Source organism: Paenibacillus sp. JDR-2 (assembly GCF_000023585.1).
Taxonomy (GTDB): domain Bacteria; phylum Bacillota; class Bacilli; order Paenibacillales; family Paenibacillaceae; genus Pristimantibacillus.
Window position 1 is genome coordinate 4,492,279 of record NC_012914.1, and the last position, 26,898, is coordinate 4,519,176.

The following is a 26,898-nucleotide window of genomic DNA, read 5'->3' on the forward strand; positions in this document are numbered from 1 at the left end:
GTATTCATCTCCTGAGCAATATAATGCATCCTTGGAACCTACAGAATATGTACGGGACCTGGTTTAATGGCGTAAATGTGAGGAAGTATCTTGCGATGATCATGGGTGATCAAGAGTTATTTTTGTTTCTCTTTCTTAAAAGGATCCGTTTCGTTCCCCTTCCCGTCTAAATAAACGGAAGCTTCACCGTCACTGTAGCTCCAATAAAGATTATGATTGATCTCAAAAAGATGAAGATTTCGCTCATTAGACATTTGATCACTTTTGTAGCCTTTACTCTTCAACAATTCAATTATCACTTCGTATTTTACCGGCAGCCTCTCCTGCCTAATTTCTCCGGACCGATCAAAAAGCACCGCGTATTGCTGCCCGCTTCTATCTTCGGCTACCGTAATAAACGGACTCGAGAAATAGGGAAGCGCGGCAACCTCGGTTAGATCTTGAGCCTTTAACTTCTCTGCATACCCTTCTGGAATGTACAATTCGTCTCCGGCTATATCGCCTTTGTTAGAGGAACAGCCTGCTATGCTTATAACGGCGAACATGATGAGAACAGTCCATATTTTTATCATGATCATGCACCTCTTTTCCAAGATTGCATGGTTATTGACGTTTATCGCAAAGAAATAGTTACAAAAAAAGGAAGCCAATTAAATATCGGCTTCCTTTAAACTATATAATCAAGCTGCTGACAGCAAAGCTTGTTCCTATAAACACGAAGCACAGAAGCGCTCCAATGGCGATATTCCCCTTTTGCAGATGCTCGGAGATTCTAATACCCGGCGTTACAAGTTCGAAGATCCAATAGGAAGCCACGAGAATGAAGTAGCCCACCAGGAACCACAGCATCATATTCCATATGGACGTATTCGTATAAGCCGCAACGCCAACGATCAGTGCCGTAGACAAAAACTTCCCGCCAAACGCGAGCCCAACGGCCATATTTCCTTTCTTTAATTCCTCCAGATCGTTAAACGGCGTCATCAAGCTAAAGAACAGCATACCGGCTAATTGCAAAATAATGATAACGACAACGCTGACAACAAGATTGATTACAACGGTCACTGCGCCCACCCCCGGAATTTCGAATACACCTGATCATAGTCATCGTACAAATGAACCTGCTCGATAGTTACTTTAACCTTGGATTTCGACTTGAGAGCCGCATACTTCTCGTCGCTGATCGGCTGCTTCACGACATTGCCGGACGGCAGCGTTAGCACGGCAAATTCGCGTGTTTTACCGGCATTTTCCGTCTTGTATACGCCAATCAAATTAACTTCCGTTTGAATCGATTCCTTTAAGTTGCCAAGGTCTGCAAGAGCGCTCTTCTCATCCTTAAAGGATTTCAGCGTATCCCAGGAGGACAGCTTGATCTGGCTGCGTCTGTCATCATCCGTTGTTAACATCGCATCCATGTATTGTAGAATCCATACCTTATCTCCCGTTGCATAGTTACCGTCATTAGGAAGGAGCGTATTGTCCGGAATGATCGTCATATCGCTCCCGACAAGATCGCCAACCTTCTCTTCCACGATCCGGTAATCCCACGGCACATTCCTAACCGGATTAACAGGGGCTGCGGAAGCAACGGCCGTATCTTGCGAAGACGTATAGTTACTGGTGCTATACACGTAATCCGGATTGTTCGTGCATGAGCTGAGGATGAAACAAAAACAAAACAACAAGGTACTAGCGGTTATCGTTAATTTCTTCATCGGGTTCCAACACTCCAATCGGGATAAAATGACTTGAATTGCCGGTAATAGGTCCCCCGGCGCGCCCAAGAAGTCCAGCCGTCTCTCCGTTGATCATAAACATGCCAACCAAGAGGTGCAGCTCTCCGGCCGCGGTGCGGATGCGGGACAGCCGGGTTCTTTTTTGATACACGACAGGAAATAATTCGCTTGTATCAAACGCCTCTTGATCCTCCATCTCCAGCTCGCCCGACTGATCGAACATCTTGACCGAACCGCCTTCGCGTCCAAACATCGATTTGGATACAAAATCCCCGTCGAATACGGGCTTATTGTAGGTCGGCAGCATATACCGCTCTATCGTTTCGCGTTCATGTTTATCAAATAGAACATCCAGTTCATATAATCCCCATGCCGCGGCTTGCAGACCTTTCGATTGAAGCAGGATGCTATGAACGGAGTTGAACAAATTCAAGTAACCTTTCTCTACCGCATAAGCCAACGCTTCTCCCCCGTCGTCATGCGCCATCCATTCCTTCGGATAGAGAGCAAACATTCTATGGATCGGCTTTCCTTGCCCGTTTTTTAAAATGCCCTCATCCACCCATAGGTTTAAGCAATCCTCCAGTCGGACGTTTAGACCGCTATGCTTGGCTAAGGCTTCTATTGTCCCCGAATCCTCCAAATGCGAACCGTACGCGACGCAAGCAACCGTATCCGGCCTCTCAATCGCCCAGGCGGATGCAACCAATTCTTTCATTTTCCCGTTAACATTCCGGATCCCGGCCAACTCGCATAACCACGGCGTTGCGATAGAGGCTTCCACATAACCGGTAGGCGTATCCGCGTTTAACTCTAGCATCTTGATGCTGCCGTCAGGCGAAATGGCATAATCAAATCTAGCGTATCTGCTCATTACACCCTTCTCCGGCATAGGCAACGAATCTATTAAATCCCATAATATAGTCGGGATGCCGATCAACTGGTATAAATCATGTTTGCCGTGTATGTAGCGCGCGGTTTTGTCCAGAATCAGCCAAAGTTCCCTTGAGGCTTGTTCAAGCTCTTCGTAAATCGTACGGTCCATTCCAACCACCTGATCAATCCAGTAGGTCTCCGACTCCAGATCCGCCCAGCTAAATCCCATATCCTTAAGAATCCCGACCTTGCGGGTCCGGTCTGTATCCGGCTCTCCAATTACCGTGAATACCTCCGTTGTAATCGTCATCCCCCAAAACCTCCCGAAGAAATAGAGCTGGAGTGAGAGCCTGAGGAGCTTGAAGAAGAGCTCAACCCGCTGGATTTGCCGCCGATGCCGCCAGGCGATGAAGAGGTCGACCGGCGTGTAACCGAGCCGGTGGAATTGGAGGTCTTAGGCGGCGATACCGTTGAACCTGCAACCGGCTTATTCTGAAATTTCCCGTTGGAATAGCTTTTGGGCTCATAAGGACGGGTACTGCCGTAATAGTAGGAACGATGGGAGGAAGCCCAGGTTTGCGAAGAATACGAACTGCCGTTGTTGAACAGCAGATGATAAAGCATCAGGTCATCCCAGCCAAATCCCGACGATTGATGAACAATCGTTGTACTCCCTCCGGAACCGCCTCCGGCCGTCACTTGAGGACTTTCTTGCACCGCTTCTTTGTCCAGCTCATTATCCGATGGCAGAGGCAGATTCCAGTCAACGGCAGGGTCATAATAACGTTTAACGGCTTCGCTTGACCATTCAACCAGCTTGGGACTGGGTGTTGTGCTGGATACCGTAGGAGCCACGGTTGGAGATTCGGTCGAGCTTGTTGTTCCGGCGTGTACCGGTACTGCAGCCAGATTAGCCAGCAAAGCGATACCAAGCGAAGTGGACAGAACCTTGAGAGGAATCCCTTCTTTGATGGATTTTAACGAATCCGTTTTTTTATCTTCTTGCATATCAAATCCCCTCTTCCCGTCTATTTGTTGTTCATCTTTACAACCAGGAGCTCCAACTGCCCGGCGTCCAGGTTCAGCTTCCCTTCCAGTGTCTGATACTCCTCGCCATGAACGGTCAGATAGTTAACATGCTCTAGCGTTGCGATCATGGCGGCATCCCACTCCCTGTCGTCGATTTGCTTTAACCCCCGTTCAGAATCCTTTACAAACAGGACTACCCGCATCTGTTTATGTGCCCCTTTCAATTGGATGTTCATTGTATACGACGATCGCAAAACGACGTTTCAATTTTTTGGAAGCAAAATATTTACCCGTAAAATAATAAAGCACGACCACTTTATACGTGATCGTGCTTTATTAGCCGCGTACGCTTAAAAATACGAAACATCTCCATATGGATAAACGTCTATATTAGTATTAGATATTGCCGAGAGATGGAGGTCGTTCGATCATGAAGGAACAAGCACAGACCTGCTGTGATTTTACAATCGAGGTTACGGGGGAAGGGGTGGCAACAGCCGTGCCGGATGAAACCATCGTCACTCTTGGGGTTTCGGGAGAAAGCGACAGCCTCGGAACGCTTCAGACCGATCAAGCCAAGACCATAGATGCAATTATTCAAGCCTTGCTTGCCCTTGGCATACCGCGGGAGAGCATCTCCACCGCGCAATACTCCATTGAGCCGCAATACGATTTTATAGACGGAAAGCAAGTTTTTCGGGGTTATAGAGCCGTGCATCTGCTGAGAATTACGATAGATGGGGCGAAGGATGCGGGGCGCGTCATTGATGCGGCGGTTGCTCAAGGAGCCAATATGGTGTCCGACGTTTCGTTTCAATCCTCTCATGCGGACGAAGCCCGGCGAAAAGCATTAACGCTGGCGGTTCGGGATGCCGAGGCGAAGGCGCTTGCGATTGCCTCAACGCTTGGAGTCTCCCTCTCTTCCGTTCCTTGCAAGGTTATGGAGTCGCAGGGAAACCGATTCGAGCCGGTCATGTTCAAAGCCGCTTCCGTTCCCGCAGGCGATGTCGGTACCACCATTGAACCAGGAACCTTAACGTTTAAAGCATCCGTAAGAGTCTGGTATGTATACGGCTGATAAAAAAAACGGCGGCGCGAACAAAGTCTCGCACCGCCGTTATCATCGTATTTAATAAACCTTTTTCATTAGCTCAATCGCTTCAGCTAGCGAAAGACCAAAGGACTTGTAATAGGAAGCATCGACAGCCATTTGCTTCAGGATCATTTCGTTGCGTATTCTCAGCATTTGATCAGGCGGGAACTCCGCTACAAAGCACCCTTTTCCCGTAACCGTGTTGATCAATCCGGCATGCTCGAGTTCTTCCCAAGCCTTCTTGACGGTAATGATGCTGACGCGAAGCTCCTGGGCGGCTTGGCGAATGGGCGGCAGAACATAACCGCTTGCTAATTCGCCTTTTAGAATCTGGGCGCTGATCTGCTCGAAAATCTGCTGATAGATGGGTTTATCCGATGAGTTGGAAATCGCTACATTCATTCATTATATCTCCACTTTAGGGAACCGTTTAACCGCGATGCGATAACCCATCCAGGTTAAAGCGGCAAAGATTAGGATTCCTGCGATTAGTATAGAAGCTTGAATGGCTGTACGGTCAATGCCGGAGCCGTAAAAAATGTCATGCATATAAGGGCTCTGAATTCCGATCCATTGCGCGATTCCGGCAAACAGCATGGCGGCCCCAACGGCCACGTACGTTGCTTCCCCGTATTTATACGCGGTTTTGTAATAGATGGATAGGAATAACACGTTAAAGATCGCAAGCATCACAAAACATAATCCCCAGAAGCCCATATGAGGCTCGAAGAAATAATAGGGAATGTTCTCGTACAAGCTGTTACTTATGATACCAAAGATCATTGCGATTACAATATGCAATAATTCCAGAAGAACGATAACCGATACTTTCGCTTTCACGATATCCGTTTTGGTCACGGGCATCATCGCCGTAAACATCGTATCGTTCTGGGTCCGAAATCCGCCGAACATATTGGGGATCGTAATCCAACAAAAATACAAAAGGACAATGAAATAAATCCAGCCTGGAACAAACATAAGAGCGCCTGTCAGAAAGGGCATAATCAAAAACATCTTCGGCACTCCTAATTTGAAATCCTTTACGATTAAATTATACATGCATATCCTCCTTCTTCGCGAAATAAATCATAACTTCCTCTAGACTTGGTATCGCTGCGTTAATGCCGGAGGCCGGATCGAAGTCTTCCGCATGAATCATCCCCGTAAAACCAAATGAATTTTTCTTAAAGGAAATAAGCTTCTCCCTCACCTCGTCCAATTGGCTTTCCTTGCCGCTCAGAAGGCGATAAGACGCGACGAATTCTTCCTTATCAGCGCTTTTGACAATTCTCCCGTTCTCGATAAAAGTAATAAAGTCCGCGCATTTCTCAAGATCCGAGGTAATATGCGTAGAGAAAAGAATACTGATCTCCCCATCCCCTACAAGCTCCTGGAAAATCTCCAGCAGGTTATCCCTTGCGACCGGATCAAGTCCGCTCGTTGGTTCATCCAGAATGAGCAGCTTTGCGCTATGGGACAAAGCAAGAGCCAGATTGTATTTCACCTTCATCCCCGTCGACAGCTCGGAGATTTTTTTGTTTTCATCCAATTTGAATTTTCTTAAATAGTTGTAATAGGTGTCGTCATTCCAATTTTTGTAGAACCTCTTGATCACGTCGGTTAAGGTTTTTATCTTGCTGCGGTTGTAAAAATCCACATCCCCGAAAGCAAAGCCGATTTCCTGCTTCAGCTCCAACTCGTGTTCGGCAATGTTCTTGCCCAAAATAAATACTTCCCCGCTATCGATATGAATCAGATTCAGGATTGATTTAATGGTTGTCGTTTTCCCCGCTCCGTTCGCTCCGATAAACCCCATGATATAACCTTTTTCCAATTGGAACGAAACATCCTTCAGCTTGAAATCTTTATAGGTCTTGCTTACATTCCGAATGTCTAATGCCAGCATGCCGTACCTCCGATCAAATTGTGTATGTCGTGTATACACAATATATCACCAGAGAAATTTGAAGTCAACTAGTTAAATGTCCAAAAATTGGCACGAAAAAACCTTAAACGGCCAGCGCCATTTAAGGTTTTCTCTCTCGTTTCCACACTTCCTTTGTCCTCTTCCTTACCCCTTCATGCCGCCTTGCATGCTAAAGCCTTTGGACATAAAGCGCTGGGATAAGATATACAAAGCGACTGACGGGATGGCGTACATCACCGAGAATGCGGCTAATTTGCCGTAATCCGCCATGCCGTACTGCCCGAAGAACTGGTAGATCTTGAGCGAAGCCGGGAAATTCTCCGGCGATTGCAGCAGGATATACGGCACGAAGAAATTACCCCAGCTGCCGGAGAAGGTGAAAATCGCAACCGTGCAGATACCGGGAATCATCAAGGGAGCTACTACCTTCCTTATGCCGACAAACACGGAAGCACCATCGATCCAGGCCGCTTCTTCCAGCTCGGAGGGCACGGAATCCATGAAGTTTTTGAGCATCCATATGCCGTAAGGCATCGCAGAAGCCACAAAGAAAAGGATAACGCCAAAAATATTGTTGTACAGCTTCAAGGTCAAAAACAACTGATAGACCGGTACCATCACGGCGGTAATCGGCAAGGAGGTCATAAACAGGATCGTCAGCATAAACGGCTTCTTGTATCTAAGTTGATAACGCGACAACGGATAAGCCGCCAGAAGTCCGAGAATAACAACCAAAACAGCTTGGCTGCCGGACATCAAGAGGCCAATCAGGAAGGCACGCTGATTGTCTTTGTTGGTGAGAACATCAACATAGTTGTTCCCCGTCAGATGGGTAGGCGTCTTAAGCGACTGCAGCGCGTTTGTATCAACGGATGCTACAAGCACCCATAAGAGTGGAAGCAGAAAGCAAATCCCGATGACCGTCAATATGGTATAGGGCAGCAGTTGAAGGATCCATTTGCGTTGTTTTGCACTCATACAATTGTTCTCCTTGTCCGTTTACTCTTTCATTGAGCGGATATAGAACAAGCTAAGGATAATGCCGATGAACAGCAGCAATAAGGAGATGGCCGTGCCGTAACCAAGCTGATAATTGACGAAAGCTTGATTATACATAAAGATCGGCAGCGTGGTTGTAGACGTACCCGGTCCCCCGCCCGTCATCGCGTAGATGAGACCAAACACGCCTAACGTCTGCAGCGTAACAAGCATCGCGTTAGTTGTGATGGAATCCTTGATATACGGGATCGTTACTCGCGTCAGCACCTGCCATTTCGAAGCGCCGTCCACAATGGCCGCCTCTTCAATCTCGCTAGGCACATCATCGAGGGCAGCCTGAAATACAAGCATCGAGAACGCTGTGCCATGCCAAATATTTGCCAGGATGATCGTAATCATCGGTACCGTGTACAGCCAGGTGACCTCGGTGAATCCAAACGAGGTAATAATCGCGTTAAGCGTTCCTTCATCTGCGAAAAAGCTGTACAAGCATAACGCGCACACGATTTCAGGCGTAACCCAGCCTGCCAATACGATGGTGCCGATAATTCTCCGGAACCATTTGTTTTTGTTTTTCATCAGCAGCGCAATCAGGAACCCTAAGACCTGTTGGCCGATAACAGCCGAACCAATCAGGAATACGAGCGTATTCCATATACTCGTCCGAACCGTAGGATCCTCGAACATCCGCGAATAGTTATCCAGGCCGACAAAATTCAGATTCTTGGCCGCCTCCCCGGTTAGAGCCAGGTTGGTGAAGGAATAGAACACGGTCAGCAGAATTGGATAAATAAAAAACACAAGCATAATGGCCACGGAGGGCAGCAAAAAATACAGCCACGTCCATGTCCGCTTTCGCTTTGCCATGCCATTTAAGGCTATACTGCTCATTCTCGTCTACCTCCTCCGCCGTCAGAAAAGAAGACTTGCTCAAGCAGCCGCATCTGGAGGAAATGCTTGAGCAAGCCATTTTCTATTATTTTTCTAAAATTTTATCCGCGCCTACGATACGCGTCACATCCTGCGCATATTTGTTCGCGGCATCCTTCGCTGAAGTACCGGATGCGACGGCTTCGACCATCGTCTGAATTTGCGTCGACACTTCCGGATATTTATCCTGCGCCGGACGGAACTCGGCATTTTTCAGATAGTCGGTTGCGATTTGGTTAAACGGCATTTGAGTATATTCCGGATCCGAACCTACGTCCGCGCGAACGGTAATATTGCCCGATGCGATAACCAGCTTTTTCGAGTTTTCTTTGTTCAGGGCGAATTTAATAACATCCCATGCTTCGTCTTTATGCTGCGCGTTCGCAGGGATTGACAATGCCCAGCCGCCGGCAAGCGTAATAGAGCCAGGTGCCTGACCTTTGCTGGTTGGCATTGGCGCGAAGCCGAGGACATCCTTGTACTCCGGCCATGGAGCGGCGCCGCCGTCCAGATAATTGCCCGTAATCCAAGAGCCGTCGAGAGAGATCGCGAGCTTGCCTTGCGGCAAGTATTCACGGGTAGCCGTATTGCCCGCTTGACCGTTCAGAACCTTCGAAAGAGGCGGTCCAAGCTTTTCTTTGTTTATCGTTTGGATAAACGTGAGCGCATCGTTAATGCCTTGGCTCTTCGTAATCCATTTGCCGGTATCGTTATCGTAAAGTCTCTCGCCCGTGCCGTAGAGGAGCATTTCATAAGTTTGCATGGAGGTAGCTTCGCCGGTTGCCTTGCCCATGTTCATCCAGATTGGCACGACGTCAGGAAGCTTGCTCTTGATGGTTCTTGCTGCATCCAGCACTTCATCCCAGTTCTTTGGTGCCCACTCTTCCGGCAATCCCGCTTTCTTGAAGAGCTCTTTGTTATACCAAAGCCCCCTGGAATCCGTATTGTAAGGAACGCCGTATACCTTGCCGTCGCTTGCGGTAACGCCTTTTTTCAGCGCTTCGATGAAGGAGCCGTTCGTCCAGTCTTCCCATGCGCCTACTTTATCGTCCAGCGGCGTCAGATATCCCGCGCTAGCGTCGGAGTTCAGAATGAACGTATCCTCCGTTACGATATCCGGTGCCGTATCCTTCGACTTGAGCGCAAGAGCAATCTTGGCGAAATAATCTCCTTCGGACGCCTGGATTGGAGTAGCCTTAATCTCTATGCTTTTGTCCGGGAAATTCGCCGCGAGCTCTTGTATCCATTTGTACATGACGCCTTGCTCGCCAATTCCGTCATCGCGATAAGTAATCGTAATGACCTTTTTCTCCGTATTTCCTATCGTGCCCCCGTCGTTTGTTTGACCGGCATTCGTCTCTTTCGTGCCTGTGTCAGCCGAAGTGCTTGGACTGTTGCTAGGCGTGTTTGTGTTGTTCGCGTTATTCGAACAAGCAAACAGCAAAGTCGAACAGAGAACAAGCGATGTGGAAATCGACCAGAATCTTTTACCGCGAGCCATCGTAATCCCTCCCTATTAGTCAACCACCCTTGGTTAAGCGCTTCCATGCGGTTATAGTTCATAGATATTTATCTACCTCCACCTTTATTCAATGAAAATCGGAAGATTCGACTATAAGATTGCGACATAAAACTCTATTTAAATGACTTCCGAAAATCGCTTCAAATAATAGCGCGTCATGGCACGAAAAAAAGAGCTCCGGCACTTGTCGTCCGGAACTCTGGGTTAACTATATTCTTTTAATAATAAAGCTCAATAAATGAGGTTCTCTTCTGCCTTATCGATTGCTGCCTGCCTTCGGATGCTCTCACTTCGTTATCCAAGCCAACAAGCAGCCCTGTTGCTTCCGATAACTGGGACTCGGCACCCAGCTTCCCCCTCTCTATCATCCTAGCTTAATGGAATATTGATATAACGCCCCCGGCAGTCCTCTGAATTCAAAGACTCCGTTGCTGATTAAGCTCCATATCCTGTATTCGATAAAGCCGTCTCCAATAACCTGGTTAAAATGCTCGAACACCTTCGCCACAACCGTTCCGGCTTTCACGAATCCTTCTTCGTCACCGCTTTCTTGAACGGCAGACACCGCGGCGGATACAATAATTCCGTCAATCGCTTCGATCTCGCTGCCTTTAATCTCCCCGCTCTGCCAAAGGCGAAGCTCGTAGTCTGAATTCGATAATTCTTCCCATTCCGCAATAAATTGCAGCCGTTCCCTGGAAGATAGAAGTCTCGCATTCTCGTAATTACTTACCATATCGCGATAAACTCCCCGATCAACATAAGCTTGCGCAATTGGCGGAATCGTCATTTCGTGAAGGCTTTCCGTAAAGTTAACGAGCTGAACCGGCTGCTGCCGGTCCCTTAACAAGCGCATAACGAGCCGTACTCCCGTCTGGTCATGCGAATTATTGGAGCACCATACGATAACGGATTTCTCCTCGGGAATAGCTCTTAATTCCTCTATCATATGGTCTAGTTGAGATTCTCTGTTGCGATCGTTCAAAACCCGGAACGGAGAAAACCGGTCAAGCATCCATCGCTGCCTGTTCCGTTGTCCTTCCGGCTGTTCCAAATGCTTAATCGGACCGATCGAGAACAGGTCATTAAAAGCCAAGACCTTATTTTCATGCCTTCTGCCGGCTTCGCTAAGCGCGACCTTCAAAGAGCCCGCATCCGATAGACTAAATACAATATGTACAAAACGTTGAAGCCGTTCGGTCTCCTCCCGCTTCGAACGGGCATCTGCAATTCGGTCGTCTATAACTTGCAATAGCTTGCCTGAATCGGAGTTCACTTCTGCTTCATTAATTAATTCATTTAAAACAACGCGAAGCTCCCATTCGTTGAGCTCGTTGATAGATTCCTTGTAACGGTTCATCAATTCCACCTCTCACACTACTCTACCATAAATTTCTAATAGGATACAAAAAAAGGCCGTGACGCACCCAATCGGATACTCACGGTCTTTCTATTAAGCGGCCAGCTTCATTGGATTTCTCGCAACGTATCTGCTGAACAAGAAACGTACCAACGGTCCCATGACAATCAATTGGAGCGGAAAAGCCAGCATATAATTGTGAAGGACAATCGTGAAATAATGTTTGATTAACGATCCCTCTCCCAAGCTGTCCGCCAAAGAAGAACTGATCAGTCCGTACAGCGACATGCACAGTACCATCCCCGTCACCATGCAGAAGGCAAGGGATAGGATTACGAATACTTTCTTGGATTTATCATACGGCAGCGCGAAGGCGGCTTTTTTCGCAAGGGGTCCTACGACAAACATCTCAATGACAAACGCAACCATAAAACCTAATCCATATTGGAGTATAACTTCTCCCAGGGAAAGCGTTCCGAACAAATCATTACGCATCAGATTATACGTGATCATGACCAGTGCCATCCCCGTCACCATCATTAATCCAAAGTAAAACTCTTCTCTCTTATTCGCAGGCACAATCATCATCCTTTCTGTTCTCCCTGTCATTATAGAGATTCGGCCCCCCTCTTCATAAGTGACAAGTTCATGAACTTTTATGGATGAAGACAACTTTCGCCCGCCTTATTTTCCTTTTCTATAGTGAAGAGGAACGTACCCGGTAACCGATTTGAACACACGGCCAAAATGCGTCACGCTGCCGAATCCAACCCGCTTCGCAATCAGATTAACTTTCATGGAGGACTGCTCCAGCAGCTTTTTCGCTTCCTTGATTCTCACGCTGTTCAAATATTCCACAAACGTAAAGCCTGTGGCTTCCTTAAAAAAGCGGCTCAAATAATAAGGGCTTACGTAAAACTTCTCCGCCAGCAAATGAAGCGACAGCTCATTCATGTAATGGCTGTTCATGTACCGCACAACCTCCGAAATGCGCTCATGCATCGGGCTTGGCGATTCAAGAGTCTCCATGCTGCTTGACTTCGCATGCCGGCAGCAAATCAGAAGCAGCTGCAAGGCCAGCGTCAACGCGTACAGCTCGAAGCCCGGCTTTTTCTCCGACATCTCCGCAATCATCGTCTGCAGCATAGTCTCAATGGCTAACCGGTCTTGAAGCGTGCATTTAACAATCAGATACTCCCTCTCAGATAACGGATGCAGGACATCCACATAGCTCCCCGCAGCCATATGCTTCTCGTGAATATTGACAATAAGCCGTTCATGCTCCGGCGTTTCCGTATTGGTTGTCCGATGCAGAATATTCGGCGAGATAATAACGATATCCCCTTCATGAATAACAAGGGTCCTGTCCTTGATAAAAAACTCCCGCTTCCCGGACATCAGGCAAAAGATTTCATAGGTGCTATGGAAATGGCTGACGGGCATATTATGGCTCCGGGCTTTGCGGTAAGATACCGAGAAGGTTCCCTCTCCGTTATCGTATTGGAAATCCCCCATCGTTAGCCATCTCCCTCCAGGTGCTTTTTCTATCATTATACGCCTCGGTTAAATTACAGCAAGATATAAGAAGAATTCATCATTTTCCGCAAAAAATGCACACTTTCTCGTGCTAGCATAAATCTATGAACAAGAGGGAGGCTTATACAAATGATCAAAACCGTACTATCCCCCATGCAATGGGCAGAGAAAGCCTGCGAGGCATTAATGGCCACATTCGAACCGGAACAACTGCCGCCGGACCGGTTCCATTATCATCAGGGCGTCTTTTTATCGGGGATGGAGAAATGCTGGAAGGAAACGCAAAATCCGAAGTATTATGAGTATCTGAAACGCTGGGTCGACAGCCAGGTGCTGGAGGATGGCCGCATCAAGAAGCATAAGCCGGATGAGCTTGACGACATTCAGCCCGGCGTTCTCCTGTATAATCTGTATGAGCAGACCGGGGACGAACGGTACAAGAAAGCGCTGCATTCCCTTGTGCCGCTGATCAAATCATGGAAAACGAATCCTTCCGGCGGCTTCTGGCATAAGGAGCATTATCCGAATCAGATGTGGCTTGACGGATTATATATGGCCGGGCCGATTGCCGTTCAGTACGGCAAGACGTTTGGCGAAAGCGACTATTTTGACTTGATGGCCTATCAGGCAATCCTGATGGAAAAGCATACAAAGGACCCGGTTACCGGACTACTCTATCATGGCTGGGACGAGACTAAGGAAGCTTCCTGGGCTGATCAGGAGACCGGTCTTGCGCCCGAATTCTGGGGCCGCGCGATTGGCTGGTATCCGGTTGCCCTGCTTGAAATGTTCGAATACCTGCCGGAGGATCACAAGGATAAAGAAGCGCTTGTCGCGATCCTGCAGGATCTGCTGGTCTCGCTCATCAAATACCAGGATTCCGCTACCGGCTTATGGTATCAGGTTGTCGATAAAGGGGATCTGCCGGATAACTGGCTTGAAAACTCCTGCACGGCCCTTTACGTGCATGCCATCGCCAAAGCCGTGCGATTCGGCTATCTGGATCCTAAATATTTGGAGTACGCGTGGAAAGGTTACCAAGGAGTCGTTGATACGCTGAAGCTTGATGACAACGGCCATGTCGTTATCGGCCAAATCTGCATCGGCACGGGTATTGGCGATTATGCCCATTACATTGCCCGCCCAACAAGCGAGAACGATCTGCATGGAGCAGGCGCTTTTATCCTGATGTGCGTGGAGATGAGCTTGGCTCCGCAACCAAACTAGTTAATCGCAAAAAAAGCTGAAGCTCTCATCAATAAGAGCTTCAGCTTTTTCATTCTCGCGCGTTTAAGGTATCGTCTGCACTTCCGGCGAGGATTCTTCCGAGGTAGCTGCCGCCTCGCCTTGCGAGTGGCGGTACAGCTCCTCGTATACGCCTTGCTTCTCAATCAGCTCGGCATGGGTTCCCGATTCGACGATGGTTCCGTGACTAAGCACGATTATCCGGTCCGCGTGCATAATGGTGGACAAGCGATGGGCGATCACGATTGTCGTCCGTCCCTCAGACACGACCTGCAGCGCTCGTTGAATGAGCTGCTCGGTCTGGGAATCGAGGTTCGCCGTCGCTTCATCCAGAATCAGAATCTTAGGACGGAACACGATAATCCGGGCAAAAGAGATCAGCTGCCGCTCGCCGGCGGATAATCCGCTGCCGCGTTCGGACAGCTTCGTCTCGTAACCGTCTGCCATACGGTTAATCAACTGGTCCGCTCCGACAAATTCGCAGGCGCGGATAACGTCTTCCCTGGTGATCGACTCGTCAAACATCCGAACGTTGTCGATAATGCTTCCCGCGTACAGGTAAGGCTCCTGCTGAACCAGACCTACAATCCGGTGTAGCTCAGCCTGCGGGATATGCCGGACATCGTTCCCGTCGATTTGAACGCTGCCCTCGTTCACGTCATAGAACCGGCATAACAAGCTCATGAGCGAGCTTTTGCCCGCGCCGGTCGTACCGACGATTCCGACCATCTCGCCGGGACGGATATGGAGATCAAGTCCTCGGAAGATCGGAGTGCCGTTCCCATAGCTGAACGAAATATGGTTATAATCTACACGACCCTGAACGGCGTCATGGTTTATTTTCACAGGTTTGGCCTCATCCTTGATTTCGGGCTCGACATCAAGAACGCCCCAAATCCGGTTGACCGCTACCGTAGCGGACTGAAGCGTATTCCACTGCTGGGTAATGGCGTTGATCGGCTGGAAGAACTGCCGGATGTAAGTTATAAAAGCGTACAATACGCCAAATTCCATCGTATGCCCAAGCACGGCCTTTCCTCCGGTCCAGACAACAAAAGCAATGGTCAGGTTTCCGAGCAAATCAAAGGTCCGGTTAAACGTAACCGCCGTACGGATCTCGCGGACATTAGCCTTGAAATAATCCTCGTTCCGCTCCTTGTACAGTTCACCTTGCGCCTTTTGCTGATGAAAGACTTGAATCAAGCTCATACCCGCCAGATTCTCCGCAACAAACGCCACAAGGCGGGACAAGCGCGTCCGCGCCATCTGATACGTCGTGCGCATGAAGGACCGGAAACCAATAGCGATAAGCGCAATAATCGGCAGAAGAAGAAGACAATACAGCCCTAGCGTGGTATCGAGATAAAACATCATGACCAGAATGGAAACCAGCGTGAGCCCATCCCTCAGCAGGGTCAGCAATACCTGGTTGAAAAACTGGTTAACCGCCTCGGTATCGCTCGATACATGCGTTATGAGGCTGCCGCTGGACGTTTTATCGAAATAGGACATCGACAGCTTGGTAATATGCTCAAACAACTGTTTCCGGATGCGTGCTACGATGCTTTGCCCGGCATCCTGCAGCAGGTTATTCTGCAAATAGGTAAACAACAAGCTTGAAAGGGACAAGCCAAGATAAATCGCGCAGATCACGATCAAGCTGCTGTAATCGTTCTTGCCTACCATCAGGTTATCGTCGATCGCGATTTTAACCAAATAAGGCTGGAACAGCTCGGAGGCAATCGCAATAATCGTGCAGATGGTTACCAGCGTAAACGTCTTCCGGTGCGGGCTGATATAAGATTTCAGTATGCGAAAAGCAGACTTGTATTGCGGCTTGGGCTGCTTGCCGTTACCCGCCTTCTGATCCATCTGCCAGTTGTTAACGGCTGTCGGCATATTGGCTTCCCTCCTCTTGAATCGCATGGAGCTCGGCATAAGGTCCAGGTTCCGCAAGCAGCTCCTCATGCTTGCCCCGCTGAACGATCTTCCCTTCATCCAATACGATGATGAGATCCGCATGCTTTAAAGCGCTGAGCCGATGCGCGATAATAATGGTTGTTTTCCCTTGACGCTCCTGCTGGATCGTGTGCACAATCTCCGATTCGGTCACCGCATCTACGGCGCTGACGCTGTCATCCAGGATCATAAGAGGTGCCTGCATGATAAAGCCGCGCGCCAGACTTGTTCGCTGACGCTGCCCTCCGGATAGCGTGACGCCCCTTTCTCCCAGCTTCGTCTCGAAGCCTTCGGGGAACTCGGCAATATTCTCGTAAATCCGCGCCTGCTTGGCCGCCGTATGAATCTCTCCCTGGCCGGCCTGCCGCCGTGCAAAGGCAATATTCTCGCCGACCGTTGTGCTGAACAGGAAGCCGTCCTGCGGTACGTAAGCAATCTGCGTGCGCAGGCTCTCAAGCGTGACCTCCCGTATGTCTTCGGATCCGATATGAATGGCATCGGCCGGCGGATCGTACACCCGGAGCAGCTGCTTGACGAGCGTTGTTTTGCCGCTGCCCGTACGCCCTACAATGCCAAGCGTCATTCCGGGCTGTATAACAAGATCAATATGCTCCAGCGAAGGTTGTGAAGCACCGGGATAAGTAAACGTTAAATTCTCCATGCGAATCGGACTTGCGGAAAGATTAATCGTTGTCGCCTTATCGGTCTCCACAATATCCGGCTGAACCGCGATTAATTCGTTAAGCCGCTGCAAGGATGCGCGCGACCGCTGAACCGTATTGATAACGTTGCCAATTTGCTGCAGCGGATTCATCAGCATCCGTACGTACAGCGTTAACGCGACGAAATTACCAAGCGATATATCGCCTTTGATCGTTAAATAACCGCCGTAAGCCAGAGATACGATAAGAGACAGGTTGCCGAGGAAAGGCACCGTTGCCTGGAACAGCGAGCTGATCCGTACCAGCGACAGCTGGTTGGTCTTGATCTGATCGACCTTGTTGCCAAACCGCTTAATCATAATAGGCTCCACTGCAAACTTCTTCGTCACGCGGATGCCGCCGAACTGCTCCTCCGCGGACTCCGTCATCGTGCCAAGCGCCTCCTGCACTTTGCGGGAACGCTGACGGATAACCGGACCAATCCTGATGACAATCCAAGGGATAAAGATCAGAGGTCCAACGGAAGCAGCGATAAGATAGAGCGGAATATCGCTAAGAATCATCGCCCCTACGCAGGAGACGAGCAGCATGGAGGCCATAGCCGTCTGGTTAATGCCCATGGAGATGGATTCCCGGACGCCGGTTACGTCGTTCATGAAGTAGTTCAGCATTTTGCCGACGCCGTTCTTCGAGTAGTAGTGCTCGCTAAGACCGGAAAAATGAGTAAATAGACGACGACGGGTCATGTATTCGAACAACCGTCCGACATACATGACCAGGTATTGACCGTATCCCCCCAGCAAGGCATAACCCGCTCCAATCAGAACAAGCATCAAGCTGAAATGCGCAACATCCTGGGAGCCAAGCTCTCCGCCCTTCAACTTATCCGTAAAATCCCCAAGCACCTTCGGAAAATAAGCGAAGACGATACTGGCTGCCGCATGAAGGGTAAACGATCCGAGATAAATATGCCAGGTCTGTCTGAAATACGGTTTTAATACACCTTCTGATTTCAAGACTCATCACTTCCATTAGTGGATTCAGAGCTGCTCTCTTCCCCAGCCGCAGCCTCTTCGGAAGGAATGTCTTCCTCAGGCAGCTCGTGTAGCTGAAATACGTGAATAAACTCTTCCATAATGGCTTCCGTCGCCTTCAATTCGCCGCTGATCACCGGTTTAATCGCTTCAAAAGCCGGATCATTCAACTGACGTTGCAACGTTGTGCGGGTAATCGTAAGCTTCTCCAGAAATGCAAGCGCTCTGCCGCGCCGGAACGTTTGCGCTTTGCCTCCGTCCCGATTCTTGCACTCCTCCTTAAAGGGATGCCTGCCTCTGTGTCCTTGCCCGTTACGCATATGTCTATGCCTCCTTCAATAGATGTATACATTCGTATACACTTCTCTTTATGTATACAAATGTATACGCATCACAAATGACTGTCAAGTTATAATTTTCAAATAATTAACAATCGATTCTCTGGATCGCAGAAAAAAGCGCCATCCAGGTTCTAGGACCTGATGACGCTTACTGTTTATTTCCTTATGCGACTAACCGCAAGAAGAGAATTCCGCCAAACGCGCATGCCATTCCTGTTATTTCAAGCCTCGTGAAGCTTTCCTTCACGACAAACCGGGTATAGAGAAGCACGATCAGCACATTCAAAGCGGTTACCGCAGACACAAGCCCTGCCTTGCCAAGATCAAAGGCCGTTACAATCATCATCATGCCAACCGCGTTGGTTGTCCCAACGAGCATCCCCGTCAGGAAGGTGCGGCGTTCGCTCCACCTTTTGCCCGGATTCCGGCTATCCTCAGCGGCAGCTGCCACCGTTGCCTCCGCCGTTGCGGCAGCCAGGCCGTATCTCTTGCTAGCCAGTCGGTCCTTCACCCACCAAATGCCGTAACAAATGGACCCAGAGGTAAACATAAAGAACAGCGTAGGGAACAGCGGCGCTTCGAGCTTGGTTGACCAGGAGCCGGACAAATCATTGCAGGCGAACATCACGAGAGACAAAAGCCCCCATTGCGCACCTTGTAGATTTTTCAGTGAGAGGTCATTGGAATACCGTACGAGCAATATTCCCGCCACAATAACAACAAAGGCAGCCAACTGGGTATACTTTAGCGCCTCTCCCCACATCAGGTATGCACCTATGACTACGAGAACGGCTGGAAGTGCCGTAATGATCGCAACAAGCGAAGCTTTGCCTACGGCAAAACCCTTGAACATGCTGGCATTGGCCACAAACGAAAACACGCCCATCTGAATGCCGACAAGAGCCGCAGACGTCCAAGGCTGACCGGACAACAGTGCCGTAACTCCGCAGATGACAGCCCCCATCGAGAACACGCCGCATAACAGCACGGTTCGGCTTAACGGAAGCTGACTCGTATAATGATACAAAATTCCTCTCAACCCAAAACATAAGGCTGCAAATATTGAAAATACGATCCACATAACGTAAACGATCCCCTTCCCATTCTCCTAATCTTAGACAGGAAACCGCCAAGTGGCAATGCTCTTGCAGGATAAAATTTCGCAAGCAAAAAGCTGTTGCCACACCTAACGTATCATGTTAATATGTGGAAAAACGTTTTTCGGAAGGGCTTCTAGGGATCCGACTCCATCAGGATGGCGAACCAAGCGAAGCCGGCTTGCGCGGGTAGACGCCAAGCTACACCGTGAGGAATAAAAGACCTTCGGAAAGTTCCGCCTGCAAGATTAGGGCGAGACTTTGCGGAGGTCTTTCCCTTTTTTGCAGGAAAATAATTAAGGGGTGAGTAGAGTGAGGTCTATCGAGGTTGAGCAGTTGGAGAAGATCTTTCAAATCAAGAAAAAGCAAGCCGGGTTTATCGGCAGTCTCAAGTCGTTGATTAAGCCGCATTATGCGGACAAAGCCGCCGTCGAAGGCATTACGTTCTCCGCCGAGCAAGGAGAGACGGTCGCTTTTCTCGGGCCTAACGGCGCGGGCAAATCAACAACGATCAAAATGCTGACCGGCATTCTCCATCCAACCTCCGGGAAGGCGGAAGTATTAGGCTGTTGTCCGTGGACGGAACGGTCAAGGCTGGCTTACCGAATCGGCTCCGTATTCGGGCAGAAGTCGCAGCTGTGGTACCATCTCCCGCCGCTTGATACCTTTGAGCTGATGAGCCGGATTTACGAGCTCCGCCGGGAGGATTACAAGGCGCGCCGCGACAATCTGATCGAACGCTTCGAGCTTGGCCCTTACTTGCATACCCCCGTGCGGAAGCTGTCCCTGGGTGAACGGATGCGCTGCGAGATTGCCGCTTCCCTCATTCACCGTCCGCAGGCTCTGTTTCTCGATGAGCCGACGATTGGACTGGACGCGGTCGTCAAGCAAAGAATCCGTGAGCTGATTCTGGAGATGAACCGCGAAGAAGGTACGACAATCTTCCTAACCTCCCATGATGCCGGCGATGTCGAAAAGTTATGCGACCGTGCGATTGTGATTAACCATGGAGGACTTGTGTTTGACGGACGGGTCGACTTCATGAAGCAGCAATTCCTGACGCATAAGACGGTTCAGCTCCTGCTGGAGGATGATCCGGGGCATATGGCGCTTGAAGGCGTGGAGGTGCTGAGCCGGGATGGATCGCGCTTGTCGCTCAGCGTCGACACCGGACTTACAACGATCGAATCCGTCCTGTCGACCTTGATGGCGAGCCATCGCATTGTCGATATGACCGTTCAGGATCCGCCGATGGAGGATATTATAACAAGGATTTACGGGACGTTTCGCACGAAGGAGGCGGTTATGTGATCAGTCTCTCCAAGCCGGCGAAATATGTGTTTATCGGTAAAATCACGCTGCGCAGCCAGCTGGCCTATGTAGTTGATTTTCTGATACGGTCCGTATTTTTGCTGCTGATCTTATATATTTTCATGCAGTTATGGCAAACGACGTTTGCTGGAGAAGGAACAGCAACGATTAATGGCTATACCTTTAAACAGATGATGTGGTATCTCGTATTTACCGAATCCATGGTGCTCGCAACTCCAAGTCTTAGTACCCGGATCGAAGAGGAAGTGAAAAGCGGCGACGTTGCCTTCAAGCTCATCCGGCCGGTAAGCTTCATTGCGTTCCATTATGCCGAGTATATGAGCGAGGTAGCTATCCGTTACGTCATTAACCTGATACTTGGGTCAGCGATTGGTTTGCTGCTTGTTGGTCCCTTGCCTGTCGGTATCGGCCTCGCTTGGCTTCCGATTATGGCGCTTGGCGGTTTCACCGTTAACTTTATGCTCGGCATGCTTGTTGCCCTTAGCGCCTTTTGGGTGGAGGAAACTCGCGGGCTCGAATTCGTGTATAACAAGATTTTGTTTACCATTGGCGGGATGCTGATGCCGTTAGAGCTGTTTCCGGAAAGCCTGCAGCGAATCGGTCACTGGCTGCCTTTTCAGACCGTCGTTTATTTTCCGGCCCGCACGGCAGTTGGCATGCATCTTGGCGAGATCTCTCGCGCCCTTGCCATACAATGGCTGTGGGTAGTCATTATTGGAGTGATGGTATGGCTGTTATACCGGAAAGGGGTGCGAAAGCTCAATGTTAATGGCGGATGAAAAGTCGCATACGGGTCATGCGGGTATATCCGAGCATGACCAGCCAGGCAGGCTCGGGCGCCTGCTCCGGTTCACGGCGGCAAGCTGGAGGCTTAACCTGGCGGGTGCCATGGAATTCCGGTTCAGCTTCCTTCTAACGGTTGGATCCATGATCGTAAATAATATCGTGTGGATCATATTCTGGGGCATGTACTTCAAACGTTTCCCCGTGCTTAACGGCTGGACGCTTCAGGATGTTATGATGATGTGGGCGGCCGCGTCGGGCGGATTCGGAATCATGTCCGTCTTCTTCGGCAACGCAACCCGGCTGGCCAATCTAATCGCTACCGGACAACTCGATGTCTACCTGGCTCAGCCTAAGCCGGTGCTTTTGAACGTGTTGATCAGCCGCATGTCGGTGAGCGCGATCGGCGATCTGCTGTTTGCCATATTCATCTTTGTAGGGTTTGGCGACGTCTCCCCGGTTGGAATCGTTAAATTTATTGCAGCGCTGCTTATTTCCGGCATGATCTTTATTTTCTTCTGCGTTATTGCCGGTTGTCTTTCGTTCTGGCTTGGCAATACGGAAGGATTAAGCTTTCAGCTGTTTAACGCGCTGCTTGTCTTTGCCACTTACCCCACGGCCATATTCAAAGGGTTCGGCCGGCTTGTCCTGTTCACCGTTATTCCGGCTGGCTTCATCAGCAGCATGCCGGTATCGTTCATTCGCGAAATTAACCTTCCCTTCATGTACGGCGCATTAGGCATGACAGCTCTCTTGTGCGCCGGAGGGATCCTGCTCTTTTATAGAGGTTTAAGAAGATATACCTCGGGCAATATGATGGGATTAAGACGTTAACTTTTAACGGGAAGAGAAAAAGATCGAAACCTTGGAGAAATCGGGATTCGATCTTTTTTGCTTTAAGCCGCCACGTCTCTTCGCGTGAACATCAGCCAGGATATGAGATTAAACACCAGGAAGTATATAACAAGAACGATAATGGAGAAGGAAAGCGTCATTCCGTCCTGGAAAGGCTTGCCCTCCAAATACTGTGTTAGATCCGTATTAGCGAATAACAGGTATTTGCTCCACTCATACCGTTGCAGCAACTGCAATAATATATTGCCCGCAAATAAAATTCCGATGGAAAATCCGATAGACATCGCGCTGCTGCGGAAAGCGGACGAGATCATAAACGCTATCGTGACATACATAATTGTGGACACGCCATTGAGCATATACGTTTCCCATAGATGAAGGAACATATTTTTTTCGGCGATATGTCCATCCGTTATGCTTACCAGAGGCAAATCCATATCGTGAAAGCCATGCAGAATTCCGTTCAGCACAACAGATAGGATAAACAAAGTAAGCAGCAGGACCATGCTGAACAACAGGATAGAGATATACTTGGAGACAAGGATTCTAATCCGGCTGGCCGGGCGAATGAGCAGCAGCTTGATGGTGCCGGTTGCGAATTCGCTGGCTACGATATCTCCTGCAATAATAATGGTAAAAAGAGTGATCAATATTCCGAGATTTGCCGACTCATTGATCCCATCCCAAATCGTTCCTTTTGTTGTGCGAATATTATGCTCAAGATGATAGTCGATGACAGCAATCCTGTCCTCATAGTACGCACGGTTCTCTTCATTCGGGTCAGAGTTTTTTAAATGATCGCTCCACATTTGCTTCTCTTGCTTCAGTTCAGACTTCCAGCCTTCGCCTTGAGCGTCCTTCCCGTCATGCCACATCATGATGTTACCGAATATAACAAAGGCAGCCATAAGTCCGATGAGGATCCAGGTTCGAGTCCTTCTGTAAATTTTCATATTTTCGTTAAGCACCAAATTAAACAAGCTGCCCACCTCCCGTTAATTCCAGGAACCCATCCTCTAAGGAACGGCGAACCCTTTGCACGCCATAGACCCGAATTTGGTTCTTCATAAGCTCAACCAGAATATCGGGGATACGCTCCCTCTCTGTTGTCACTTCTATGAAGCCTTCTTCCGAAACTTTAAGTTCCTGTATTCCTTCAAGCTGCCCAATAGCCGCCATAGCCCGTTCGGTTAGCTGCGCTTCAATCCGATAGGTTTGGACCGGATCGTTCCCTTGGGTAAAATAATCAATCGGCTTCACGTCAATCAGCTTGCCCCGCTGAAGTATGGCGACCCGATCGCACATCAGCTCCATCTCCGAGAGCAGATGGCTGGAGACAACGACCGTAATGCCTTCCGTACGGGTCAAATGCCGTAAATAATCGCGCAGCTCGCGAATACCCTCAGGGTCAAGACCGTTTGTAGGCTCATCCAGAATCAATAAGGATGGCCTATGCAGCAAAGCTTGCGCTACGCCAAGTCGCTGGCGCATGCCTAGCGAGTACTTTCGGACCTTTTCATGAATACGGCTTTCCAGCTTAACAAGAGAAACAACCTCATCGATCCGTTCCTTGGTCACGCCAGGAATCATACGGGCATAATGGACAAGATTATGGTAGCCGCTCAAATATTTGTACATCTCGGGATTTTCCACAATGGCACCAACATGGCGGATGGCCTGTTCGAATTCGGTCTTGATATTTTTTCCTTTGATCAAGATTTGCCCTTGGGTAATCGACATCAGACCCACAATCATTCGGATGGTCGTTGTCTTTCCTGCACCATTGGGTCCAAGAAAACCAAATATTTCGCCCTGCGGCACGTCAAAGGTAAGATCATCGATAATGTTTTTTCTCCCTATCCGCTTTGTTACATTCTGCAGACTAATAACAGGTTCGCTGCTCATAAATTTGAAAGCCTCCCAAACAATAAATATCGCTATAGATAACCGTCTAGATATTATCACGGTATTTATCGTTTTGCAAAAAATCATTATTGACTTGAAGTTATTTTTTGTTGTTAAAAAATAAAATTTTAAAAAAAGAAAAGCCCGGACTCTCTCCAACAATCTTGGAAAGAGCCTGGGCTTTTCTCACATGCGATTCTAAGCTTCCGTTTTTAATCTTCGTTCCAGAACAAAAGGGCCAAACGGTAAAAAAGCGGCCAGAATCGCCCCGGCTATGCGGATAATCTTCCATTTGAACAGAACCGCCATCACTGCAATAGCTACCAAATAAACAGAAAACAAGAACCCGTGAATACCGCCCGTCACCGCAACGGCCTCCGGACTATCGAACATATATTTCAAAGGCATCGCTATTCCCAATAGAACTAGAAACGAGATTGCTTCCAAATAGCTGATCCAGCGAAACCATGTCCGGACGGATTGTTGCATGCATACACTTCCTTTCGTTTTTTTCAATAGAATCTATTACGTAATCCGCCTGCTCTTCGTTCCTGCATTTATTATGAATTCGTGTCCATTCCATGACCAAACAAAAAGGCGGCTCCCAAAGTGAAAGACTTTGAGAACCGCCTTTTTGTTTATATGACACCAGTCCGATGTTTAGTCATCCGCTTAGTGCCATTTCTATCCGACCGTTTGATAAGGTTCGCCGACAGCAGCATTCCTGCGATAACGATAACTCCGCCTACGATTTGAGAAGCTAGCAGCTGTTGTCCCGTCAGTACGGACAGGATAGCCGTAAAGATCGGCATCAGATTCATCGTAATGCTGGCTTTGCCAGGTCCAAGCTGTTTGACCCCTTGATTCCAGAACAAGAACGAACCAATGGAAGGGAATAGGCCAAGATAAATAACTCCGGTTACTCCAAGGGCTGTTGTATGTTCAGTCTGTAATGGCTGGATAAACAGCAGCGGAACCATGAATACGACGCCAATAACAGCAGTAAAGGCCACAAACGTAATCGGAGGAAGATGCTGCGCACGTTTGCTGATGATCGAATAGATTGCCCACAAGAATACCGCGATCAGCAAGATGCCGTCTCCTTCATTATAAGGTGTGCGAAATACGCCGAGCAGATGCCCCTTCGTTAATACCGTCAGCACACCCAGGAAGGATAATACTAGTCCTGCTCCCTGCCACACCGTCATTTTTTCTTTCAGGAACAGCAGCGACAACACGATCATAACCGCCGGAGTCAAGCTGTTAATCAGGCTGCCGTTTGTTGATGAGGTGTGCTGCAAAGCGGTGTAAGTAAGCAGGGTGTAGAATACGACGCCTACCAGCGACAGGAATAACAAGATCCCCCAGTTGGCTTTCCACACTTTCCTCCAGTTTGGTTTTTCAATAAGCTGAGCCATCGGTATCAGGGCCATAGCCGCAATTGCCCAACGTAGGAAGGCTACCCAGATCGGCGGAAATTCGGCCGTAACCGACTTGCCGAAGATTAAATTCCCCGCCCAGAACAGATTCGCCAATACTAGAAAAAGCCATGCTTTTGTTTTCATCCTCAAACTCTCCTCTCCCCGGTTAACTCCTCCAGGTCTTTCTTTCTCTTGGTCTATATTCATGTTACAATAAACCTCATCATAAATAAAATGAATATATATCATGAAGGAGATATCAAATATGTTATGAACAAATCACTTCTTCAATTGATTGTTGCCATTTCGGAGACCCGCAGCTTTACAACCGCCGGGGAGAAAATGAATATGACACAGCCTGCCGTCAGCCGTGCCGTTACAACCTTGGAACGCGAGCTTGGGGTTACGCTGCTTATCAGGGACCGCCGTCACGGAGTTGCCCTTACTCCTGTTGGAGAGCGGATTGTCCGGACTTTCCGGGAAATTCTTCAAGGGTATGATAAGATCGACCAGGAAATCGCCAGCGAAAAAGGAATGGAAACCGGCAGCGTCCGTATCGGAGCATTCCCGGTTGCCGCTACTTATTTTGTACCGAAACTGATCAGTCATATTAAGCAGCAATATCCCAACCTGGAATTCAGCATCGTTGAAGGTACGATCGCCGATGTGCAGGAATGGCTGGATAACCGCGAAATTGACGTTGGCCTGCTTATCCCATCCGACAAAACGGCTCATTCTTATCCTCTCTACCGCGAGGGTATTTACGCGGTTATGCGAGACGATCATCCGCTGAATGAGAAAGGGATTATTAGCCCCGAAGATTTACGGGATGAGCCCATGCTCATATGCAAAGCCGGCTATGAGCCCCCGGTCTTAAAGTGGTTTGAAGGCTCCGGTGAAACGCCAACTATTAAATACATTCTGTACAACTACAGAACCGCGCTTCAGATGATTCTTGCGGGTGAAGGATTAGCCGTCATGTCCGAGCTGTCCCTTCTGGACCTTCCCCCGGGAATAGTCCTAAAACAAATCTCTCCCGCTGCTTACCGGGATATTCATATCGCTTCCGGTCCGTTGGAGGACTGCACCATCGCGGTAAAAACATTTATGGAGTCGGCACGGAAGCTGTTCCCCTTCGAAGCCGAGCCAAAAAAGGGGTTCGCTCGCTGAAAAACAGCTCGCGTCATAAAAATAGCGTTGCAGAGAGCTATCCCTGCAACGCTATTTTTCTTTTTTTGATCAAGTATTTCATT

The 26,898-nt window shown here is 48.8% G+C and carries 29 protein-coding genes; 6 read left to right on the plus strand and 23 right to left on the minus strand.

What is annotated here, in order from left to right:
* Positions 1 to 116: 116 nt before the first annotated feature.
* From PJDR2_RS19885 to PJDR2_RS19910, 6 genes are all read right to left on the minus strand, one after another.
* Positions 117 to 572 carry a hypothetical protein gene (locus PJDR2_RS19885; protein WP_015845515.1) on the minus strand — a complete coding sequence of 152 codons (456 nt, stop codon included), beginning with the start codon at positions 570 to 572 and terminating at the stop codon, positions 117 to 119.
* 100 nt (positions 573 to 672) lie between these two features.
* Positions 673 to 1,065 (minus strand): DUF350 domain-containing protein, encoded by a 393-nt coding sequence (locus PJDR2_RS19890; protein WP_015845516.1) that lies wholly within the window; start codon positions 1,063 to 1,065, stop codon positions 673 to 675.
* The gene (locus PJDR2_RS19895; protein ID WP_015845517.1) at positions 1,062 to 1,718 is read right to left on the minus strand and encodes a hypothetical protein; all 657 of its coding nucleotides are present in this window, start codon (positions 1,716 to 1,718) and stop codon (positions 1,062 to 1,064) included. The genes PJDR2_RS19890 and PJDR2_RS19895 overlap by 4 nt, the downstream gene beginning before the upstream one ends.
* A complete protein-coding gene (locus tag PJDR2_RS19900; RefSeq protein WP_015845518.1) occupies positions 1,693 to 2,925 on the minus strand; it encodes a glutathionylspermidine synthase family protein in 1,233 nt (410 codons plus the stop codon). The genes PJDR2_RS19895 and PJDR2_RS19900 overlap by 26 nt, the downstream gene beginning before the upstream one ends.
* Positions 2,922 to 3,623 carry a hypothetical protein gene (locus tag PJDR2_RS19905; protein WP_015845519.1) on the minus strand — a complete coding sequence of 234 codons (702 nt, stop codon included), beginning with the start codon at positions 3,621 to 3,623 and terminating at the stop codon, positions 2,922 to 2,924. The genes PJDR2_RS19900 and PJDR2_RS19905 overlap by 4 nt, the downstream gene beginning before the upstream one ends.
* Before the next feature lie 20 nt (positions 3,624 to 3,643).
* Positions 3,644 to 3,847, minus strand: a complete 204-nt coding sequence (locus PJDR2_RS19910) for a hypothetical protein (RefSeq protein ID WP_041613525.1) — start codon at positions 3,845 to 3,847, stop codon at positions 3,644 to 3,646.
* A gap of 227 nt (positions 3,848 to 4,074) precedes the next feature.
* Here PJDR2_RS19910 and PJDR2_RS19915 point away from each other — a divergent pair, with 227 nt between their 5' ends.
* On the plus strand, positions 4,075 to 4,722 hold the full coding sequence (locus tag PJDR2_RS19915; RefSeq protein WP_015845521.1) for an SIMPL domain-containing protein: 648 nt from the start codon (positions 4,075 to 4,077) through the stop codon (positions 4,720 to 4,722).
* A 51-nt stretch (positions 4,723 to 4,773) separates the two neighbouring features.
* Here the strand turns inward: PJDR2_RS19915 and PJDR2_RS19920 are convergent, their stop codons facing one another.
* The 9 genes from PJDR2_RS19920 to PJDR2_RS19960 form a co-directional block, all read right to left on the minus strand.
* Positions 4,774 to 5,139, minus strand: coding sequence for a GntR family transcriptional regulator (locus PJDR2_RS19920; protein WP_015845522.1), 366 nt, complete (start codon positions 5,137 to 5,139; stop codon positions 4,774 to 4,776).
* A 3-nt stretch (positions 5,140 to 5,142) separates the two neighbouring features.
* Positions 5,143 to 5,796 carry an ABC-2 transporter permease gene (locus PJDR2_RS19925; protein WP_015845523.1) on the minus strand — a complete coding sequence of 218 codons (654 nt, stop codon included), beginning with the start codon at positions 5,794 to 5,796 and terminating at the stop codon, positions 5,143 to 5,145.
* Positions 5,789 to 6,643 carry an ABC transporter ATP-binding protein gene (locus PJDR2_RS19930; RefSeq protein WP_015845524.1) on the minus strand — a complete coding sequence of 285 codons (855 nt, stop codon included), beginning with the start codon at positions 6,641 to 6,643 and terminating at the stop codon, positions 5,789 to 5,791. The genes PJDR2_RS19925 and PJDR2_RS19930 overlap by 8 nt, the downstream gene beginning before the upstream one ends.
* 165 nt (positions 6,644 to 6,808) lie before the next feature.
* On the minus strand, positions 6,809 to 7,642 hold the full coding sequence (locus PJDR2_RS19935) for a carbohydrate ABC transporter permease (protein ID WP_015845525.1): 834 nt from the start codon (positions 7,640 to 7,642) through the stop codon (positions 6,809 to 6,811).
* A gap of 21 nt (positions 7,643 to 7,663) precedes the next feature.
* Positions 7,664 to 8,554, minus strand: a complete 891-nt coding sequence (locus PJDR2_RS19940) for a carbohydrate ABC transporter permease (protein ID WP_015845526.1) — start codon at positions 8,552 to 8,554, stop codon at positions 7,664 to 7,666.
* An 85-nt stretch (positions 8,555 to 8,639) separates the two neighbouring features.
* On the minus strand, positions 8,640 to 10,094 hold the full coding sequence (locus PJDR2_RS19945; RefSeq protein WP_015845527.1) for an ABC transporter substrate-binding protein: 1,455 nt from the start codon (positions 10,092 to 10,094) through the stop codon (positions 8,640 to 8,642).
* 385 nt (positions 10,095 to 10,479) lie between these two features.
* On the minus strand, positions 10,480 to 11,475 hold the full coding sequence (locus PJDR2_RS19950) for a DUF1835 domain-containing protein (RefSeq protein WP_015845528.1): 996 nt from the start codon (positions 11,473 to 11,475) through the stop codon (positions 10,480 to 10,482).
* 93 nt (positions 11,476 to 11,568) lie between these two features.
* Entirely contained in the window at positions 11,569 to 12,063 is a 495-nt protein-coding gene (locus tag PJDR2_RS19955) for a hypothetical protein (RefSeq protein WP_015845529.1), read from the minus strand.
* Between the two features lie 96 nt (positions 12,064 to 12,159).
* A complete protein-coding gene (locus PJDR2_RS19960) occupies positions 12,160 to 12,990 on the minus strand; it encodes an AraC family transcriptional regulator (protein ID WP_015845530.1) in 831 nt (276 codons plus the stop codon).
* A 150-nt stretch (positions 12,991 to 13,140) separates the two neighbouring features.
* On the opposite strand from PJDR2_RS19960, the gene PJDR2_RS19965 reads away from it, so the two are divergent.
* Positions 13,141 to 14,238, plus strand: a complete 1,098-nt coding sequence (locus PJDR2_RS19965) for a glycoside hydrolase family 88/105 protein (RefSeq protein ID WP_015845531.1) — start codon at positions 13,141 to 13,143, stop codon at positions 14,236 to 14,238.
* Between the two features lie 63 nt (positions 14,239 to 14,301).
* Here the strand turns inward: PJDR2_RS19965 and PJDR2_RS19970 are convergent, their stop codons facing one another.
* The 4 genes from PJDR2_RS19970 to PJDR2_RS19985 form a co-directional block, all read right to left on the minus strand.
* Positions 14,302 to 16,155 carry an ABC transporter ATP-binding protein gene (locus PJDR2_RS19970; protein WP_015845532.1) on the minus strand — a complete coding sequence of 618 codons (1,854 nt, stop codon included), beginning with the start codon at positions 16,153 to 16,155 and terminating at the stop codon, positions 14,302 to 14,304.
* Entirely contained in the window at positions 16,139 to 17,893 is a 1,755-nt protein-coding gene (locus PJDR2_RS19975) for an ABC transporter ATP-binding protein (RefSeq protein ID WP_015845533.1), read from the minus strand. Before PJDR2_RS19975 ends, PJDR2_RS19970 begins: the two co-directional genes overlap by 17 nt.
* Positions 17,890 to 18,231: a hypothetical protein gene (locus PJDR2_RS19980; protein WP_015845534.1), complete on the minus strand. Its 342-nt coding sequence runs from the start codon at positions 18,229 to 18,231 to the stop codon at positions 17,890 to 17,892. Before PJDR2_RS19980 ends, PJDR2_RS19975 begins: the two co-directional genes overlap by 4 nt.
* Positions 18,232 to 18,415: 184 nt before the next feature.
* Positions 18,416 to 19,333 carry an EamA family transporter gene (locus PJDR2_RS19985; RefSeq protein WP_015845535.1) on the minus strand — a complete coding sequence of 306 codons (918 nt, stop codon included), beginning with the start codon at positions 19,331 to 19,333 and terminating at the stop codon, positions 18,416 to 18,418.
* A 328-nt stretch (positions 19,334 to 19,661) separates the two neighbouring features.
* On the opposite strand from PJDR2_RS19985, the gene PJDR2_RS19990 reads away from it, so the two are divergent.
* From PJDR2_RS19990 to PJDR2_RS20000, 3 genes are read left to right on the plus strand one after another with little or no spacing between them, the layout of a single operon-like run.
* Positions 19,662 to 20,660, plus strand: coding sequence for an ABC transporter ATP-binding protein (locus PJDR2_RS19990; RefSeq protein WP_015845536.1), 999 nt, complete (start codon positions 19,662 to 19,664; stop codon positions 20,658 to 20,660).
* Positions 20,657 to 21,460, plus strand: a complete 804-nt coding sequence (locus tag PJDR2_RS19995) for an ABC transporter permease (RefSeq protein ID WP_015845537.1) — start codon at positions 20,657 to 20,659, stop codon at positions 21,458 to 21,460. The genes PJDR2_RS19990 and PJDR2_RS19995 overlap by 4 nt, the downstream gene beginning before the upstream one ends.
* Complete coding sequence (locus tag PJDR2_RS20000; protein WP_015845538.1) at positions 21,444 to 22,298, plus strand: ABC transporter permease; 855 nt, start codon at positions 21,444 to 21,446, stop codon at positions 22,296 to 22,298. Before PJDR2_RS19995 ends, PJDR2_RS20000 begins: the two co-directional genes overlap by 17 nt.
* A gap of 62 nt (positions 22,299 to 22,360) precedes the next feature.
* Here the strand turns inward: PJDR2_RS20000 and PJDR2_RS20005 are convergent, their stop codons facing one another.
* From PJDR2_RS20005 to PJDR2_RS20020, 4 genes are all read right to left on the minus strand, one after another.
* A complete protein-coding gene (locus PJDR2_RS20005; protein WP_015845539.1) occupies positions 22,361 to 23,299 on the minus strand; it encodes an ABC transporter permease in 939 nt (312 codons plus the stop codon).
* Positions 23,292 to 24,224: an ABC transporter ATP-binding protein gene (locus tag PJDR2_RS20010; RefSeq protein WP_015845540.1), complete on the minus strand. Its 933-nt coding sequence runs from the start codon at positions 24,222 to 24,224 to the stop codon at positions 23,292 to 23,294. The genes PJDR2_RS20005 and PJDR2_RS20010 overlap by 8 nt, the downstream gene beginning before the upstream one ends.
* A gap of 198 nt (positions 24,225 to 24,422) precedes the next feature.
* On the minus strand, positions 24,423 to 24,713 hold the full coding sequence (locus tag PJDR2_RS20015; RefSeq protein ID WP_015845541.1) for a DUF3817 domain-containing protein: 291 nt from the start codon (positions 24,711 to 24,713) through the stop codon (positions 24,423 to 24,425).
* Positions 24,714 to 24,862: 149 nt separating this feature from the next.
* Positions 24,863 to 25,789, minus strand: a complete 927-nt coding sequence (locus PJDR2_RS20020) for a DMT family transporter (protein ID WP_015845542.1) — start codon at positions 25,787 to 25,789, stop codon at positions 24,863 to 24,865.
* A 126-nt stretch (positions 25,790 to 25,915) separates the two neighbouring features.
* On the opposite strand from PJDR2_RS20020, the gene PJDR2_RS20025 reads away from it, so the two are divergent.
* Positions 25,916 to 26,815 (plus strand): LysR family transcriptional regulator, encoded by a 900-nt coding sequence (locus tag PJDR2_RS20025; RefSeq protein ID WP_015845543.1) that lies wholly within the window; start codon positions 25,916 to 25,918, stop codon positions 26,813 to 26,815.
* Positions 26,816 to 26,898 lie beyond the last annotated feature (83 nt).

Excerpts from the sequence above, each read along its gene's own strand:
- PJDR2_RS20000 (WP_015845538.1), top strand. The coding sequence starts at position 21,444 with ATGTTAATGGCGGATGAAAAGTCGCATACGGGTCATGCGGGTATATCC.
- PJDR2_RS19960 (WP_015845530.1), bottom strand. The coding sequence starts at position 12,990 with ATGGGGGATTTCCAATACGATAACGGAGAGGGAACCTTCTCGGTATCT.
- PJDR2_RS20015 (WP_015845541.1), bottom strand. The coding sequence starts at position 24,713 with ATGCAACAATCCGTCCGGACATGGTTTCGCTGGATCAGCTATTTGGAA.
- PJDR2_RS20025 (WP_015845543.1), top strand. The coding sequence starts at position 25,916 with ATGAACAAATCACTTCTTCAATTGATTGTTGCCATTTCGGAGACCCGC.
- PJDR2_RS20020 (WP_015845542.1), bottom strand. The coding sequence starts at position 25,789 with ATGAAAACAAAAGCATGGCTTTTTCTAGTATTGGCGAATCTGTTCTGG.
- PJDR2_RS19925 (WP_015845523.1), bottom strand. The coding sequence starts at position 5,796 with ATGTATAATTTAATCGTAAAGGATTTCAAATTAGGAGTGCCGAAGATG.
- PJDR2_RS20010 (WP_015845540.1), bottom strand. The coding sequence starts at position 24,224 with ATGAGCAGCGAACCTGTTATTAGTCTGCAGAATGTAACAAAGCGGATA.
- PJDR2_RS19945 (WP_015845527.1), bottom strand. The coding sequence starts at position 10,094 with ATGGCTCGCGGTAAAAGATTCTGGTCGATTTCCACATCGCTTGTTCTC.
- PJDR2_RS19920 (WP_015845522.1), bottom strand. The coding sequence starts at position 5,139 with ATGAATGTAGCGATTTCCAACTCATCGGATAAACCCATCTATCAGCAG.
- PJDR2_RS19940 (WP_015845526.1), bottom strand. The coding sequence starts at position 8,554 with ATGAGCAGTATAGCCTTAAATGGCATGGCAAAGCGAAAGCGGACATGG.
- PJDR2_RS19900 (WP_015845518.1), bottom strand. The coding sequence starts at position 2,925 with ATGACGATTACAACGGAGGTATTCACGGTAATTGGAGAGCCGGATACA.
- PJDR2_RS19935 (WP_015845525.1), bottom strand. The coding sequence starts at position 7,642 with ATGAGTGCAAAACAACGCAAATGGATCCTTCAACTGCTGCCCTATACC.
- PJDR2_RS19905 (WP_015845519.1), bottom strand. The coding sequence starts at position 3,623 with ATGCAAGAAGATAAAAAAACGGATTCGTTAAAATCCATCAAAGAAGGG.
- PJDR2_RS19885 (WP_015845515.1), bottom strand. The coding sequence starts at position 572 with ATGATAAAAATATGGACTGTTCTCATCATGTTCGCCGTTATAAGCATA.
- PJDR2_RS19980 (WP_015845534.1), bottom strand. The coding sequence starts at position 18,231 with ATGCGTAACGGGCAAGGACACAGAGGCAGGCATCCCTTTAAGGAGGAG.
- PJDR2_RS19930 (WP_015845524.1), bottom strand. The coding sequence starts at position 6,643 with ATGCTGGCATTAGACATTCGGAATGTAAGCAAGACCTATAAAGATTTC.
- PJDR2_RS19955 (WP_015845529.1), bottom strand. The coding sequence starts at position 12,063 with ATGATGATTGTGCCTGCGAATAAGAGAGAAGAGTTTTACTTTGGATTA.
- PJDR2_RS19950 (WP_015845528.1), bottom strand. The coding sequence starts at position 11,475 with ATGAACCGTTACAAGGAATCTATCAACGAGCTCAACGAATGGGAGCTT.
- PJDR2_RS19910 (WP_041613525.1), bottom strand. The coding sequence starts at position 3,847 with ATGCGGGTAGTCCTGTTTGTAAAGGATTCTGAACGGGGGTTAAAGCAA.
- PJDR2_RS19895 (WP_015845517.1), bottom strand. The coding sequence starts at position 1,718 with ATGAAGAAATTAACGATAACCGCTAGTACCTTGTTGTTTTGTTTTTGT.
- PJDR2_RS19965 (WP_015845531.1), top strand. The coding sequence starts at position 13,141 with ATGATCAAAACCGTACTATCCCCCATGCAATGGGCAGAGAAAGCCTGC.
- PJDR2_RS19985 (WP_015845535.1), bottom strand. The coding sequence starts at position 19,333 with ATGTGGATCGTATTTTCAATATTTGCAGCCTTATGTTTTGGGTTGAGA.
- PJDR2_RS19915 (WP_015845521.1), top strand. The coding sequence starts at position 4,075 with ATGAAGGAACAAGCACAGACCTGCTGTGATTTTACAATCGAGGTTACG.
- PJDR2_RS19970 (WP_015845532.1), bottom strand. The coding sequence starts at position 16,155 with ATGCCGACAGCCGTTAACAACTGGCAGATGGATCAGAAGGCGGGTAAC.